Here is a 15,967-nt window from a genome sequence, read left to right as displayed (position 1 = left end):
ATTAATATAAAATAGTGATTATGAAAAAGCTAATTTTAGGGATAGCTATCGTGGCATCTGCTTTTGTTTTTGGACAAAAAGAAGATACTAACGCTAAACTTCAGGAAGCTAATAAAGTTGCAATGGATGCTTATAATGCAAAAAACTATGCAGCGGCAGCGCCTAAGTTTATGGAAGTTTACAACTTGTTGAAAGCTAACGGACAGGACAATAAAGTATATATGTATTACTCAGGATTGAATTATGCGTTAGCAAACGATATTCCTCAGGCTACAAAAATATATACAGATTTGATCAGTTCCGGTTATACAGGTGTTGAAACAACTTATACGGCAAAAGACAACAAAACAGGTCAGGTTGCCAGTTATGATAAAAATACCTGGGAATTATTAAAGAAAACATCATCAAAAGACTATTCAGATTTTAAAACCGAACAGTCTCCAAGTGTTGAGCAGGATTTATATGAAACTTTAGCCACTTTATTAATCAATGCAAAGAAAAACGATGAAGCTTTAGCATTAATTGAAAAAGGACTGGCTAAATTTCCGAACAGCTCAAAACTGAAAGAATATCAGGGAAGTGCACTGTATGCATCCGGAAATACAGAAAAATTCATGGCAAATTTAAAGGAACAATTGGCTAAAAACCCTAATGATGCGACCAACTGGTACAATTTAGGAGTTCTTCAGGCAAAAGATCCTGCAATGTCAACAGAAGCCATCGCATCTTTCCAGAAAGCAATTGAATTGAAGCCGGATTTCGCTAATGCTTATCAGAATTTAGTATACACAGTAATCGGAGACGATGAAAAAGCTGTATCTGAGATCAATGCATTAAGAAAAACAAAACCGGACGATGCTACAAAATTAATTGAAGCAAGAAAAGAAAGGTTTACAAAAGCAATTCCTTACGGGGAAAAATGGCTTCAGGCATTACCAAACGATATTACAGCTGTTCAGGTAATGAAGGATGTGTACAATACATCTAAAAATACAGCCAAGTATAACGAAATGAAAGCTAAAGAAGCTGAATTGGCAGCAAAGCAGCCAGCTAAATAATTTCAGATACTTACAATTAAATATAAACCGGAACATCCTTGTTTCGGTTTTTTTATTCAGTAGAAACAAATATTTTCTTGCTTTAATAATGTAGTATTAGATAGCTGTCATTCCGAAAGAAGCGAAGTATATTGAAGAATCTGTTTCTATTGCCCAAATTTAATCTTCAAAAAAAAATTCGGGTTTTGTATTTTAGTTTCCAAATATTCAGCATTATTCAATTTTTTCAGCCAAAAAGTATATAATATTAACCTTAGTTCGGATAAGAAATAAATTTAAATAGTCGATTTATCGCATTATACTAATTTATTGCAAAGAAAAACAAAAGATTTTTTACTTATTGAAAGTTGGTAAGCTAAACAAAAGCACTTCGTTTATTTAAAAAAGACAAAAATAGTATTACTTAGATAAGTTTTACGCCTTTGTATATCTTAAAAGCTTAATTCCTGATAATTGAATCTCTTTGTTTAACGTTGCGCTTAATAAGACTTATCCCGAACTCAGGTTAAAATAATTTCAAGCATAAAAACAGCTAATATTAGAACCAAAATTCCAACGATTATCATCAAAAATCAATGTTAAAATTCTCTGCAATTCCGTATCTTTGAGAAAAATTTTTACAAAAATGATTGAGTGGAAAACCGCCAAAGAATACGAAGATATTACGTACAAAAAATGTAATGGGGTAGCGAGAATTGCTTTCAACAGACCGGAAGTTCGTAACGCTTTCAGACCAAAAACAACCTCAGAATTATACGATGCTTTTTATGACGCTTATGAAGACCCGAAAATTGGAGTTGTCCTGCTTTCAGGAGAAGGGCCAAGTCCGAAAGACGGAGGTTGGGCATTTTGCAGCGGTGGAGATCAGAAAGCAAGAGGACATCAAGGGTATGTAGGAGAAGACGGAAGACACCGTTTAAATATTCTTGAAGTTCAGCGTCTCATCCGTTTTATGCCAAAAGTCGTAATCGCGGTAGTTCCGGGTTGGGCTGTTGGTGGAGGACACTCGCTTCATGTGGTTTGCGATTTAACTTTAGCGAGTGAAGAACACGCAATTTTTAAACAAACTGATGCCGATGTTACCAGTTTCGACGGTGGTTACGGATCTGCTTATCTTGCAAAAATGGTAGGACAGAAAAAAGCCCGTGAAATTTTCTTTTTAGGCAGAAATTATTCAGCACAGGAAGCTTTCGAAATGGGGATGGTAAATAAAGTGGTTCCTCATGCAGAACTGGAAGATACAGCTTATGAATGGGCACAGGAAATTCTTGCAAAATCTCCGACTTCCATCAGAATGCTGAAATTTGCCATGAACCTTACAGACGACGGAATGGTTGGGCAGCAGGTTTTCGCAGGTGAAGCAACGCGTTTAGCATACATGACGGAGGAAGCAAAAGAAGGAAGAAACGCATTTCTCGAAAAAAGAAAACCGAATTTCGGAGACGATCAATGGATATCTTAACATAAGTAATTGGCAATGAGTAATGAGCAATAAGAACATTACTTATTACCAATTACTCATTACCTATACATATGAAAGATTGGATAAAAGCCGCAAGGCTTAGAACGTTGCCGCTGTCGCTCAGCGGAATTATTATGGGAGCTTTCATTGCAAAATGGAGGCTTTATGGTGAAGGCGGAATCTGGGACTGGAGAATTTTTGCTTTGGCATTAGTCGTAACTTTATTATACCAGATTCTTTCAAACTACGCCAATGATTACGGAGACGGAATAAAAGGAACCGATGCCAAAAGAGCGACAGAAGCAGAAGCAAGAGCAGTAGCCTCAGGAAAAATTACGGCAAAACAGATGAGAAATGCAGTTATTCTTTTCTCCGTTTTATCATTTATAGCAACAGTAGCCCTTTTATATGTGGCGTTTATTCCCAATTATATGAATGAATTTTACATATTCATCGGTTTGGGAATCTTAAGCATTTTAGCGGCAATTGGTTATACGGTGGGTAAAAAGCCTTACGGATACATGGGATTGGGAGATATTTTTGTATTTATTTTCTTCGGTCTGGTTTCTGTCTGCGGAAGTTATTTCCTGTTTACCAAATCGTTCAGCTGGGATATGTTACTGCCCGGAACGGCGATCGGAATGATGAGCATGGCTGTTCTGAACCTGAACAATATGAGAGACATCGAAAGCGATAAACAATCAGGGAAAAACAGCTTTGCACTGAGAATCGGTTTCAAAAATGCAATGATTTATGAAATAATTCTTTTACAGCTTCCTCTGATCTTAATTTTGTTGTTCTTAGGAGTCAATGGTTTTTTCCAGACGCAGAATTACAAAGTGTTTATTGTGATGATCTTAATGATTCCTTTAATGAAAATCAGAAGAAAGATTATGACCGTAAAAAATCCGAGAGAACTGGATCCTTTCCTGAAACAGGTAGGAATCATGACCTTTATGATTGCAGCTCTTACCGCAGCAGGACTTAATCTGTTTGGTTAAAATAATAATATGACAGCTTTAAAAATTACCTCCTGTTTATCCGTAGCAGCAGCATTCATTATAATTTACAGTTTAATTAATGAAATGCAGGATGGGGCGTCTTTCTCAGAGATTGCCTTTCTGCCATTTTTAATCCTGATTGCTGTTTTGGCAAACGCGGTTATGGCGGTGCTTTTTTTAGCAGGAAAAATAAAGCTGATAAAGGAATTCCTTATTATCCAGATTTTTATCTTGATGCTTACCGGCTTCATGATATTTCAGATTTTATTTAATTCAACAATTTCAGACTAAATCAAAATATAATTTTTAAATAAATTAAAATGAAAATACAATACTTAGGACAAAATTGCTTTTTGTTCACCTACAAAGACAAAACAATATTATCAGATCCATTCTACAACTATAAAAAGGCGGAGTCAGGATTCGATATTTCTGCACAGAAAATCGATTATATTTTATTGACTCACGCTCATGGAGATCACATTGCGGATGTAGAGGAAGTTTTACAGCATCATCCTGAAGCAACACTTATTGCAGTTCCCGAAATCTGCGGATACTTTAAAAATGCAAAAAATACAGACGATGTCAACTTAGGAGGATCAGCAAAAATCGATGATCTTAAAATTTCTATGGTTCCGGCTCATCATACAAGTTCGTTTCCGGACGGAAGCTATGGCGGCGTTCCTGTAGGCTATATTTTCAGACTTCCTGAAGGTAAAAACCTATATATGGCAGGAGATACCGGAGTAATGGCAGATATGGAGCTGTTTCCAAGGTTATACGGTAATTTAGACCTTTCCATCCTTCCGATCGGAAGTCACTACACAATGTGCCCGAGAAAGGCAGCATTTGCAGCATCAGAATTATTAAAAACTCCAAAAGTAATCGGATGTCATTTTGATACTTTCCCTGCTATTGAAATTAATCATGAAAGTGCATTAAAGCATTTTGAAGATAAAAATGTAGAACTTGTTTTACCAAAACTGGGAGAGACGTTCGAATTTTAAATAAATGTTGGGAGGTAATTTGAAAACAAGAATCAAAATGTTGAAGTATATAAAAACAAAAAAAGATAATTATCAAATTACCTCTCTTCAACTTAAACCAATAAAAAATGGCAAGCTACCTAAATCACACCGCTACGACCAATTACCTTTGCTGCGTTCCCACCCTGGAGGATTCTCAGGAGCTGGTTGTTTAGGACTTGCCGTTGCAAAGGTAGGAATATTTTGCAAAACTCAAAACTTTATTAAAGAAAATTAATGGAAAAAATTGGCTTGCAGAGGTAGTTTGCTGAAATTCAGACCAATAATTTTTCAAAAATTTTCAAAAAAATTAGATATGACGAAGAGCCCTTCCACATTAGGAATTTTACTGTTTGGCGCTACGATGATTGTTTTTTTCGTGGTGTATTACTTCTTTTCAGGAGTTAATTATTTTGATATTTCATTGAAAGCCAATGCTTTCGTTTTGCCGATTCTGTATGCGGGAGCCGCATTCTGGTCGGTAAAATCATACTGGAGCAGCCATAGAACGGTGAGCTTTAAAGAAGCATTTAAAAGAGCTTTCGTTCCCATGTTTATCGGGGGAATTTTATCCATTTTCAGCATTTATGCTTTCTTAAATTTTGTGGATACAGATGCAAAAAAGCTGCTGAATTATCAGTATGTGACAAGACAGAAAGCGGAAATGGATAAAGAATATTATTCCGCAAGAAAAGTTTTAAAGCACCAGAAAGACATTGATGAACTAGATAAAAAGTACAAAGAAAGGCTTCCAAGCTTCTCTCCGGAGGCGGTGAAAGGAAAAGATATGCTTACTGCAAGTCATTTTTCAGGATATTTTGCGGCAATTCTTATATTTTACGTAGTTTTGTCAGTGTTTTTCGGAGCGTTTTTCAGAACAAAAACAATCTATCAGGAAGAACAAAACCAAGAATAATTTTTTATTAAAATTAAATGAATTTATCTATAGTTATTCCGTTACTGAATGAGGAAGCCTCACTGGAAGAGCTTTTTTCGAGGATTGATAACGTTTGTAAATCAAACAGTTTATCTTATGAAATCTGGTTTGTAGACGATGGTAGTACGGATCTTTCGTGGAGCATTATCGAGAATCTGAAAGTACAGCATCCTCAGATCCACGGAATTAAATTTTCTAAAAATTACGGAAAATCTCAGGCGCTTCATGCTGCTTTTGAAAGAACAAACGGCGATGTCATCATCACCATGGATGCTGATTTACAGGATTTTCCGGAAGAAATCCCTGAATTATACAATATGGTTGTTCAGGATAATTACGACATTGTTTCCGGCTGGAAAAAGAAGCGTTTCGATAATGTAATGACGAAAAACGTACCGTCGAAATTATTCAATGCGGCAGCCAGAAAAGTCTCCGGTGTTTATCTTCACGATTTCAACTGCGGACTGAAAGCTTACAAAAAGCAGGTCGTAAAATCTATTGATGTTTACGGAGATATGCACCGTTACATTCCTGTTTTGGCTGCCAATGCAGGATTCAGAAGAATTACAGAAAAAGAAGTACAGCATCAGGCGAGACCTTACGGAACTTCAAAATTCGGAACCGAAAGATTTATCAGAGGATTTCTGGATTTAGTAACGCTTTGGTTTGTAAGTCGTTTTGGAGGAAGACCGATGCATTTCTTCGGAGCGGTAGGAACTTTAATGTTTATCTTTGGTTTTCTCTCTGCACTTTGGCTGGGTGTTTCAAAGCTGATTGATGTGGCAAGAGGAATTTATGGTCATTTAATTACCAATAATCCGTGGTTTTTTATCGCTTTAACCATGATGATCATGGGAACATTGCTTTTTATTGCAGGATTTTTAGGTGAAATGATCATAAGAACCAACAGAGAACATAAAAATTATAATATTGATGAAGTAATTTAACAGAAAAAATAGATGTAATCATTCAATATGAATAAAAAGCGTTGTCTGAACTGTGGTCATTCGGTTTCCGATGAGTATTGTGCTCATTGCGGACAGAAATCTGACACGGCAAGAATAACCCCGGTTTTATTCATTAAAAATGATGTTTTAGGCTCTATATGGCATGTCGAAGCAAGGTTTTTGAATACGTTGAAAGAAATTTTAATAAAACCCGGAATAACCGCAACCAATTACATCAGTGGAAAAAGAATAAGGTATTATAATTTTATTTCGCTGTTGCTTATTCTTTTTGGGTTTAACGTTATAGCCTTTCATCTGTATGTTGATACTGCTAAAATAGATCTAAAAGCAGAAGATTCTAAAACCATAGATTTTTTCACAAAATATTCAAAAGCAACATTATTGCTTCTGATTCCTATTCTTGCCTGTAACGGGTGGATTGTCTTCAAAAAAATAAAATTTAATCTTGCAGAACATTTTGTAATTGCTACTATAAGTTTAATCGGGATTCTTGTTTTTTTTCTCACGGATGATCTCATCAGTATCATGGGAACTTACAAACCTCTTTCAGGAATTTCTGATGGTATTGACAGGGTTTTGGAAACTGCATTTATTTTCTTTCCTGCATTCGTTTATATAAATGCATTCAGGAAAAAATACTCTTGGGCAGGATTGGCTTGGAGACTTCTCGTATTTTATATATTAGTTCTTTCAGAAGTTCTTTTTTTAATGTTGTTTATTGAAAAATTCCTATAATTTAAAATGAAAAAAATATTTTTAATCATCATAATAGCTTCTGCGGTTTCCTGCGGAAAAGTTTCTCCGAAAGGAAATATTGAAAGGAAGGACGTAGATGTTTCAGAATTTGTAAACCTTGATCTGGAAGGGAAATTCCGTGTTTTTTACGCAAGGGGAAACAAAAATTTTATAGAAATCGAAACCTATCCTAATGTCGCCGATAATCTTGAGGTGGATGTAAAAGATAAAACCTTAACCATCAAAGAAAAACGAGGAACAAAAGGAGTTGATTTTTATAATGTAACGATCTATTCAAAATACAATCTTGAAAAAGTTACCGCTTCGGATTCTGTAGAAATGAACATTTCAAGCGAAATTAAGACCGATAATTTTAAGCTTAATTTAAAAAATTATGCTACATTTATGGGTTCGGTAAATACAAGAAGAGTAGAAGTGGAAATGATGAACCGAAGCAGAGCCAATTTTCTGGGGCAAACCAAAGATGCTGTCATTAAAGTATCTGATACAGCAAGTTTAATCGCTCCTTACTGGAAAATTGAAAACCTGAATATCGATTCTAAAAACGGAAATTACGCCGAAGTGAATGTAAAAGATTCCTTAAAAGGACATATTCAGAATACAGCAAAATTTGTGTATTATAATGATCCGATTAGGGCGTTTAAAATTGATAAAAGTACGAGAGTGGAAAATAAGAAATTAGACTAATTAGGAAGTTGGAGGCTGGATGATGGAAGTTTAGAGGATTTGAATTTTTCAATCTGTTAATCAACATAATACAAATGAGTTTTAAATTTGAAAAGTTAATTATTTGGCAAAAATCAATGGAGTTTGGAGAAAGTATTTTTTAGCTTACTTTGCAATTTCCTAAAGACGAAGCCTTTAATTTAACTTCTCAAATCAGAAGAGCTTCTGATTCAGTTGCATTAAATATTTCTGAAGGGAGTATTTTACAGTCTAAAGCAGAGTTCAGAAAATTTTTAGGATATTCAATTCGTTCTTTAGCAGAAATTGTAACCTGCCTTTATAAAGCAAAGAATAGAAATTATATTTCAGAAGAGGATTTTAATAAATTATACAATGAGAGCTATAATCTTATGAATCAGATAATAGCTTTTAGAAACCAAATAAAAGAATAATAAATGCTGGAAAGCTTATGCTGGAAATAGACTTCCGGCTTCTAACTTCCAGCATCCAGCTAAAAAAACATACAAATATGACAACATTAGAAAAAGCAAAACTTTGGTTGGGCGAAACATTTGATGAGGAAACAAGAAACGCTGTTCAGGAATTAATCGACAGCAATTCGCCTGATCTGGAAGACTCTTTTTACAGAGAACTGGAATTCGGAACAGGAGGAATGAGGGGAATTATGGGTGTCGGAACCAACCGTTTAAATAAATATACATTAGGTCAGGCAACACAGGGACTTGCCAATTATATGTTAAAGCAGTTTCAGGGAGAAGAAATTAAAGTGGCAATTGCTTATGACGTAAGAAATAACTCGAAAGAATTCGGAAAACTGGTGGCTGATGTTTTAACGGCAAACGGAATTAAAGTCTTGCTTTTCAAGGATCACAGACCGACTCCTGAATTGTCATTTACCGTGAGAAATAAAAAATGTCACGGAGGAATTGTTTTAACGGCTTCCCACAACCCGCCGGAATACAACGGTTACAAAGTATACTGGAACGACGGTGCGCAGATTGTTCCGCCACATGATGAAGCAATCATCAATGAAGTTTATTCTACAAAATTTGAAGATATTAAATTCAACGGAAATGATGATTTAATCGAATGGATCGGGGAAGAGCAGGATGATGTGTATATTGATGCATGTATCGAAAATTCTACCTATCAGAATGTTGGAAAAGAAAATTTAAACATCGTTTTCACATCCATCCACGGAACAACTTATACAACCGTTCCGAAAGCATTGGAAAAAGCAGGATTCAAAAAAATTGATCTGGTAAGAGAACAAATGATCCCAAGCGGAAATTTCCCAACGGTAGACTCTCCAAATCCTGAAGAACCGGCCGCTTTGGAAATGGCAATGGATCTGGCAAAAATTACCAATGCAGACATCGTGATCGGAACAGATCCGGATGGTGACAGACTGGGAATTGCAGTAAGAAATCTTGACGGTGAAATTGAATTGTTAAATGGAAATCAGACCAATACGATCCTTACGTATTATATTTTAAACGAATGGAGAAAGCAGGATAGAATCACCGGAAAAGAATTCATCGGTTCTACCATTGTAACTTCAGATATTTTCTTTGATATTGCACAGAAATTCGGTGTTGACTGTAAAGTTGGACTAACCGGATTTAAATGGATCGGAAAAATGATCCGTGATTTCGAAGGAAAAGAAAAATTCGTTTGCGGTGGTGAAGAAAGTTTCGGTTTCATGACGGGAGACTTCGTTCGTGATAAAGATTCTTGCGGAAGTATTGTTTTAGCCTGCGAAATTGCAGCGTGGTGTAAAGCCAACGGAAGAACGATGTATCAATACATGATTGAAATTTATCAGGAATTGGGAATGTATTATGAAGGATTGGTAAATCTGGTAAGAAAAGGAAGAGACGGAGCAGAAGAAATCCAGAATATGATGAAAAACTTCCGTGAAAATCCTCCAAAAGAATTGGCTGGTTCATTGGTTGAAGAGGTAAAAGACTTTAAAGAACAGACTAATTTCATTGTTTCAAAAGGTGAGAAGCAAGTAATGAACGATATTCCGAAATCGAATGTATTGATTTATTACACTCAGGACGGAACCAAAGTCTGCGTAAGACCTTCCGGAACAGAACCGAAGATTAAATTTTATATTTCTGTAAAAGATTCTATTACTTCTGAAGCAGATTTCAGAGATAAATTGAAATCTTTAGAAGCAAAAATAGAAGAAGTAAGAAAGGATTTGAAATTAGATTAATTTCATTCGATCTTCATGATAAAAAGAATTTTAGCGGCTTTTATTCTGTTGATTTTTATTTTTTCCTGCAAAAAAGAAGCCCCAAAAACTTCTGTAGGAAAGATAGAAAAAAACACCGTTTCAAAAGCAGAAACAAAAGAGGATTCGTTTAAGCCTATTGATACTGTCTGTTCTTCCAAGAACAAGACGGAAGATTATATTTCAGCTTTTCAGTGGTATCAGCAGAAAACTGAAAAAGAAATTACTCAGAATTCACCTGAACAGAATGATAAATTATACGAAGATTATATCAGGATTCGTGAAAAATATACAGACTGTTTAAGCGAAAGTCTGAATAAGATCCTTGAAGAATATGTGAATTATTATGATTCCGAAAGCAACAGTTACAAGTTTCCTGAAAATATAAAGAAACTGATTGCCGAACTGAAGAAAGCTGATCTTGAATTTACAGAAGTAGGAGAAGGATATACCGAAATACATTCGGTGCCGGATCATTATTTTTCTGTATTTAAAGACAAAGTAACTCCGGATTATAATACGTATATCGGGCAGTTAGCGAAAGAAAGCGAAGGTCTTTATTCGGCGGATGCAGGATTGGTAATTTCATGGAAAGAGTTAGGAGAAAGAACTGTTTTCTGGGAAAATTTTATAAAAAAATATCCTAAAAGTTCATTGATTTCCAGAGTAAAAGAAATATACAATAATTATTTGTATGATTATTTATTCGGTATGGAGAATACACCAACTTACGAGTTTTTGGATGGAACGATATATGACGAAAACAGGAAAGAATTCAATAGGATCATAAAGAAATATCCGAATTCTGCTGTAGCTAAAAAGGCAAAAGAATTAATCAGCCTTCTGGATGCAAAAGTTCCTGAAGAAGAAATTGTAAGAAAAATAAATATTAGAAGAGAATATTAAATAAATTTAAATAAAATAAAGTGAAAGTTTCAAAATTAGCGGCGAACCTGATTGGTTCTGAAATTGTAAAAATTGGTAATGAAGTAAATGATTTAAAGGCAAAAGGAGCAGAAATCGCGAATCTTACGATTGGTGATTTAAATTCTAATATTTATCCGATTCCGGCAAAATTGAAGGAAGAAATTCAGAAAGCATATCAGAATAATCTGACAAATTATCCGCCAGCAAACGGACTTTTATCTTTAAGAAAAGAAGTTTCCAAAGATTTAAAAACCAGATGGAATTTAGATTATTCTCCCAACGATATTTTAATTACGGCAGGTTCAAGACCTTTGATCTATGCGGTATACAAAACAATCGTGGACGAAGGGGATAAAGTAGTGTATCCGATTCCGTCCTGGAACAATAATCATTACGCTTACCTTACTTCTGCCAATGCCGTAGAAGTAAAAACCACTCCGGAAAACAATTTCCTTCCGACTGCAGATGATCTTAGACCACATCTGGAAGGAGCAGTTTTATTGGCACTTTGTTCACCTTTGAATCCTACCGGAACCATGTTTACAAAAGATCAGCTTGCAGAAATCTGCGAACTGGTTTTAGCGGAAAATAAGAAAAGAGGTGAAGACGAAAAGCCTCTATATTTAATGTACGACCAGATTTATTCTAACCTTACTTTTGGGGCAGAACACGTAGATCCGGTTTCTCTTTTCCCTGAAATGAAAGAATTTACGGTGTATATCGACGGTATTTCAAAATGTCTTGCGGCTACTGGAGTTCGTGTAGGATGGGGATTTGGTCCGGTTCATATCATGGACAAAATGAAAGCTCTTTTAACGCACGTTGGAGCTTGGGCGCCAAAACCAGAACAGGAAGCAACAGCAAAATATTACGAAAATCCTGAGGACGTAAATGAATTTGTTGAAGATTTTAAAGGTAAACTGGAAGCCAGCCTGAAAGTTCTTCACGGCGGAATTCAGGATTTGAAAGGAAAAGGACTTTCTGTTGACAGCATCGAGCCAATGGGAGCGCTTTATCTTACCATTAAATTAGATTATATAGGAAAAACAAAACCGGACGGAACAGTAATTGAAAACTCTTCAGATTTGGTATTCTATTTAATCAATGAAGCAGGTGTTGCTTTGGTTCCTTTCTCTGCTTTCGGGGAAGAAAAATCAGAACCTTGGTTCAGAGCTTCTGTAGGAGGTTTGGCAATCGACGAAATTGAAGTCATGATGCCAAAACTGGAAAATGCTTTGAACGCTTTAAAATAAAATATTAAATATAATAAACAGCTTCGTGAATATACTTTGCGAAGCTTTTTTTGACTTATAGCCTTAATGAGATTACCTAAAAGATACTTTCTCGAAACTCAATTTTTGAGCTATTCCACATTAGGAATTGTTATTTTAGTGGTTTTAAGTGTCTGGATTTCCGGAGTTGGTTCTCACAGATCTTTGTTTCAGAACTCTATTTTATCAACTTCAATTTTAGCCGTTGCCTTTTTTCTTTTTATAAGTTTAGGTTTGTATTTTGGCTTGAAGCTTAAAGAAAATGTGGGAAATATTCTGAATAAAAAAAGAGTAAAGACGGCAGCAGATAAAATGCCCTTACTGGATGGGTTTGAATTCGATCCGCCTGATGTCGGCGATGGAATAGGGGGAATTATTCTTTCGATTATTTTGTGGTTAATTATTACCGTTCTTTTTACTTTTCTCCTGTATATTCTGGGGGTCTTTTTCTGGGTTGTTATTCTACTGTTTGCAGCCATGCTGTACTGGATTTTTTTCCGTGCTTTGCGGTTGGTATTTAAAAATTCAAAACATTGCAGAGGAAATCTTTTGAAAAGTTTCGGTTTCGGATTTTTTTATTCGTTTCTTTACATTTCATGGATCTACGGAATTATTTTTTTAGCTAATTACTTAAACTAAATTTATCACAATATCAATGAAAATTATCGCAGTTATTCCCGCACGATACGAAGCAAGCCGTTTTCCGGCGAAACTGATGCAGTTGCTTGGAGATAAAACCGTTATCACAACCACTTATCAGAATGTTGTAGAAACAGGTCTTTTTGATGAAGTTTTTGTGGCAACAGATTCTGAAATTATTTTTGATGAAATCATTCAGAATGGTGGAAAAGCCGTAATGACCGGTCAACATGAAACCGGAAGCGACCGTATTGCCGAAGCGGTGCAGAATATCGACTGTGATATTGTGATCAATGTTCAGGGAGATGAACCTTTTTTAAAATTAGAACCTTTACAACAATTAATTGAAGTTTTTCATCAGGATGACAATCAGGAGATTTCTTTGGCTTCATTGAAAATAAAACTCACTGAAAAAGAAGAGATTGAAAATCCGAATAACGTAAAAGTAATTACCGACAACAATGGTTTTGCACTGTATTTCAGCCGTTCTGTGATTCCTTTCCACCGTGAAATTTCGTATAATGTTGATTATTTCAAACATATTGGGGTCTATGCCTTCAGAAAGCACGCTTTGATCCAGTTCTCAAAACTGGAAATGAAACCTTTGGAGATTTCAGAAAAGATAGAATGCATCCGCTATCTCGAATATGGTATGAAAATCAAGATGATAGAAACCAATTTCGTTGGCGTAGGAATAGATACGCCGGAAGATCTTGAAAAAGCAAGAAGATTAATTTAAAAGCGTGATGTAATTCACATTTTCAAATTGCTTCATTTTCAATTTTTCAAATTAAAAAAGCCTTATATTTGAATTGATAAAATAAAATTAATGAAGAAGTTACTTTTAGTATTCGTCCTGATTATTTCACAGTCCTTTTTTGCGCAGACCGCCAAAGAAATTATTGATAAAAACATTGAATTATCCGGAGGATTAACCAATTGGAAACTATTAAATTCAGTATTGCTGCAGGGAAGAGTTATTCTGGGAATCAAGGATGAATATCCTATCAAAATTTATCAGCAGCGTCCGAATCTTACCAAAACCGTCATTACCATTAGCGGAAAAGATACAGCCATTGAAGGCTACGACGGATCAAAAGGATATGCCATGAATTATGCGACCAACAAAGTTCAGGAATATGCAGGATATGTCGCAGAAAGCTTTGATAATGATTTCATAGACTGGGAAAATAAAGGTTTTGAGGCGAAATATTTAGGCAAAGAAGTGGTAGGAAATATTTACTGTCATAAAGTGGAATTAACGAAAAATGTTAACAAAAACATCTATTATTTTGACACAAAAAACTATATGTTGCTGAAAGAAGTAAAAAAAGATGAAACTTTATCGTATTCAGATTATAAAAAAGTCGGAAATTTATCCATGCCTTTCAGGATAGAATCTTCCAGTGCAAAGAAAGACGGAGATTACGTAATGCTCATCAACAGGATTGATATTAATAAGGTATTTCCTGCCAATACATTTAAATTTTAAATCAGATAATAAAATTGAGTTATGAAAAAGTTATTTTTAATGTTCTTATCAGTTGTTGCATTTTTCAACAGCTGCGCTCAGAAAAAAAGTGAAGAATCTAAAGCCAAAACCAAAGAACTTATGGGAAAATCTATATACGATTTTAAGGTTGATGCCTTGGAAGAAGGAAAGCAGATTAACTTTGCAGATTTTAAAGGAAAGAAAATCCTTATTGTAAATACCGCTTCAGAATGTGGATTCACTCCTCAATATGCTGATCTTGAAAAAGTTGCTGAAGAGTATAAAGACAAATTGGTAGTGGTAGGATTTCCTGCTAACAATTTTGGAGGTCAGGAACCGGGAAGCAATAAAGAAATCGGAGCTTTCTGCCAGAAAAATTACGGAGTAACTTTCCCGATGGCTGCTAAAGTTTCAGTAAAAGGAAGTGACACTGCTCCAATCTTCCAATATTTAACTGAAAAAGATTTAAACGGAGTAAAAAATACAACGATCCTTTGGAATTTTACTAAATTTTTGGTAGATGAAAACGGAAAACTAATCGATTCTTTCGTAAGTACAACAAAACCAACGGACGAAGCGATTACTAAGTATTTGAAATAATATCAAAAAAATATATTTTTGTAAAGTGGATTTTGATCCACTTTTTTTATTTTTAAAATTTATGAAAAAACTACTAACCATTTTTATTCTGATTTTTTCAGTTAAAACATTTTCACAGGATTTTTATTTTTCCGGTAAAATGAATTACTGCACTCCGGAACATGCAGATTCTAAAAAAAACTTTGAGACCGCTTTTTTAGGATTAAAATACCCTCAGTATTATGGAGGAATCACGGCATTACTTCTGAAAATAATAGAAAAAGATCCTAAATACTGTGATGCTTATTTTATGGCTGGATATTTTTTCAGACTGCAGGAAATGCACAAAGAAGCACTTGCTTTATATTATGTTGCAGATAGCCTCGCTCAAAATAAGGCTCCGATTTTCAAACAGAATTTAGCCATAGAATTTATGAAATTCGGAAAGGTGGATAAGGCTAGACAAAAGTATGAGGAAATAATAAAATATTTCCCCGAGAATCCTGAAGGCTATTACGGAATTGATAATACTTCTATTGTCATGGGAGACTATGATAATGGGTTAAAAAATCTGAAGCAAGCCGAAAATTTATACAATACTTCAGGAAAAATTAAAGATGATCTTATTTATATGTACGGAATGTTGTACACCTTAAAAGAAAACTACGATGTAGCTTTACCATATCTTGAAGACGTTTACTCAACATATAAAAAAGATGACGGATATCTTTCTTTATATGCACTTGCACTGATAAAAGTAGGCAAAAGTAAAAATGATGAAAAACTTATCAAAAAAGCTCAAAAAACTTATGATAAGGTAAAAGATAAAGTGATAGTTCCGAAAATCAGAAAAAAGTTAAATTCAGAGTTTGGTTAATTTGTATAACTGATTCAAAATGTATTCGGCTCTATTTGGTTAAAAT

Annotated in this window: 18 protein-coding genes and 1 other RNA gene; 18 read left to right on the top strand and 1 reads right to left on the bottom strand. The window is 34.8% G+C overall.

What is annotated here, in order from left to right; translation table 11 throughout:
• Nucleotides 1-20: 20 nt before the first annotated feature.
• The 5 genes from QWT87_RS02335 (at nt 21) to QWT87_RS02315 (ending at nt 4,528) form a co-directional block, all read left to right on the top strand.
• Nucleotides 21-1,058: a tetratricopeptide repeat protein gene (locus QWT87_RS02335; protein ID WP_087710290.1), complete on the top strand. Its 1,038-nt coding sequence runs from the start codon at nt 21-23 to the stop codon at nt 1,056-1,058.
• A gap of 625 nt (nt 1,059-1,683) precedes the next feature.
• Nucleotides 1,684-2,520 (top strand): 1,4-dihydroxy-2-naphthoyl-CoA synthase, encoded by an 837-nt coding sequence (locus QWT87_RS02330; RefSeq protein ID WP_076390536.1) that lies wholly within the window; start codon nt 1,684-1,686, stop codon nt 2,518-2,520.
• 71 nt (nt 2,521-2,591) lie between these two features.
• Nucleotides 2,592-3,521, top strand: coding sequence for a 1,4-dihydroxy-2-naphthoate octaprenyltransferase (gene menA, locus QWT87_RS02325; RefSeq protein WP_302713235.1), 930 nt, complete (start codon nt 2,592-2,594; stop codon nt 3,519-3,521).
• Between the two features lie 9 nt (nt 3,522-3,530).
• Complete coding sequence (locus tag QWT87_RS02320) at nt 3,531-3,812, top strand: hypothetical protein (RefSeq protein ID WP_087710287.1); 282 nt, start codon at nt 3,531-3,533, stop codon at nt 3,810-3,812.
• Between the two features lie 29 nt (nt 3,813-3,841).
• Nucleotides 3,842-4,528 (top strand): metal-dependent hydrolase, encoded by a 687-nt coding sequence (locus tag QWT87_RS02315; protein WP_302713232.1) that lies wholly within the window; start codon nt 3,842-3,844, stop codon nt 4,526-4,528.
• A gap of 105 nt (nt 4,529-4,633) precedes the next feature.
• Here QWT87_RS02315 and ffs read toward each other — a convergent pair.
• Nucleotides 4,634-4,731, bottom strand: an RNA gene (gene ffs, locus QWT87_RS02310) — signal recognition particle sRNA small type.
• Nucleotides 4,732-4,862: 131 nt separating this feature from the next.
• Here ffs and QWT87_RS02305 point away from each other — a divergent pair.
• From QWT87_RS02305 to QWT87_RS02245, 13 genes are all read left to right on the top strand, one after another.
• Entirely contained in the window at nt 4,863-5,462 is a 600-nt protein-coding gene (locus tag QWT87_RS02305; RefSeq protein WP_185204623.1) for a DUF4199 domain-containing protein, read from the top strand.
• Nucleotides 5,463-5,479: 17 nt separating this feature from the next.
• Nucleotides 5,480-6,430 carry a glycosyltransferase family 2 protein gene (locus tag QWT87_RS02300; RefSeq protein ID WP_302713229.1) on the top strand — a complete coding sequence of 317 codons (951 nt, stop codon included), beginning with the start codon at nt 5,480-5,482 and terminating at the stop codon, nt 6,428-6,430.
• Nucleotides 6,431-6,457: 27 nt separating this feature from the next.
• Entirely contained in the window at nt 6,458-7,186 is a 729-nt protein-coding gene (locus QWT87_RS02295) for a DUF3667 domain-containing protein (RefSeq protein ID WP_302713227.1), read from the top strand.
• A 6-nt stretch (nt 7,187-7,192) separates the two neighbouring features.
• Nucleotides 7,193-7,894: a GIN domain-containing protein gene (locus QWT87_RS02290; protein ID WP_302713225.1), complete on the top strand. Its 702-nt coding sequence runs from the start codon at nt 7,193-7,195 to the stop codon at nt 7,892-7,894.
• A gap of 149 nt (nt 7,895-8,043) precedes the next feature.
• Nucleotides 8,044-8,325, top strand: a complete 282-nt coding sequence (locus QWT87_RS02285; protein ID WP_302713223.1) for a four helix bundle protein — start codon at nt 8,044-8,046, stop codon at nt 8,323-8,325.
• 77 nt (nt 8,326-8,402) lie between these two features.
• Nucleotides 8,403-10,118, top strand: coding sequence for a phospho-sugar mutase (locus QWT87_RS02280; protein ID WP_302713221.1), 1,716 nt, complete (start codon nt 8,403-8,405; stop codon nt 10,116-10,118).
• A gap of 15 nt (nt 10,119-10,133) precedes the next feature.
• A complete protein-coding gene (locus tag QWT87_RS02275; RefSeq protein ID WP_185204617.1) occupies nt 10,134-11,042 on the top strand; it encodes a hypothetical protein in 909 nt (302 codons plus the stop codon).
• A gap of 20 nt (nt 11,043-11,062) precedes the next feature.
• Entirely contained in the window at nt 11,063-12,316 is a 1,254-nt protein-coding gene (locus tag QWT87_RS02270) for a pyridoxal phosphate-dependent aminotransferase (RefSeq protein WP_116099159.1), read from the top strand.
• A 66-nt stretch (nt 12,317-12,382) separates the two neighbouring features.
• Nucleotides 12,383-12,973 carry a hypothetical protein gene (locus tag QWT87_RS02265; protein WP_076390158.1) on the top strand — a complete coding sequence of 197 codons (591 nt, stop codon included), beginning with the start codon at nt 12,383-12,385 and terminating at the stop codon, nt 12,971-12,973.
• Between the two features lie 16 nt (nt 12,974-12,989).
• Nucleotides 12,990-13,712, top strand: a complete 723-nt coding sequence (gene kdsB, locus QWT87_RS02260) for a 3-deoxy-manno-octulosonate cytidylyltransferase (RefSeq protein ID WP_076390159.1) — start codon at nt 12,990-12,992, stop codon at nt 13,710-13,712.
• 90 nt (nt 13,713-13,802) lie between these two features.
• Complete coding sequence (locus tag QWT87_RS02255; RefSeq protein ID WP_076390160.1) at nt 13,803-14,465, top strand: histidine kinase; 663 nt, start codon at nt 13,803-13,805, stop codon at nt 14,463-14,465.
• Between the two features lie 21 nt (nt 14,466-14,486).
• Entirely contained in the window at nt 14,487-15,065 is a 579-nt protein-coding gene (locus QWT87_RS02250) for a glutathione peroxidase (RefSeq protein WP_076390161.1), read from the top strand.
• A 61-nt stretch (nt 15,066-15,126) separates the two neighbouring features.
• Complete coding sequence (locus QWT87_RS02245; RefSeq protein ID WP_302713213.1) at nt 15,127-15,921, top strand: tetratricopeptide repeat protein; 795 nt, start codon at nt 15,127-15,129, stop codon at nt 15,919-15,921.
• Nucleotides 15,922-15,967: the final 46 nt, after the last annotated feature.

This window comes from Chryseobacterium urinae, from assembly GCF_030518295.1.
Taxonomy (GTDB): domain Bacteria; phylum Bacteroidota; class Bacteroidia; order Flavobacteriales; family Weeksellaceae; genus Chryseobacterium; species Chryseobacterium mucoviscidosis.
The sequence above is the reverse complement of the archived record's forward strand: the minus strand, read 5'-3'. Positions and strand labels throughout refer to the sequence as shown.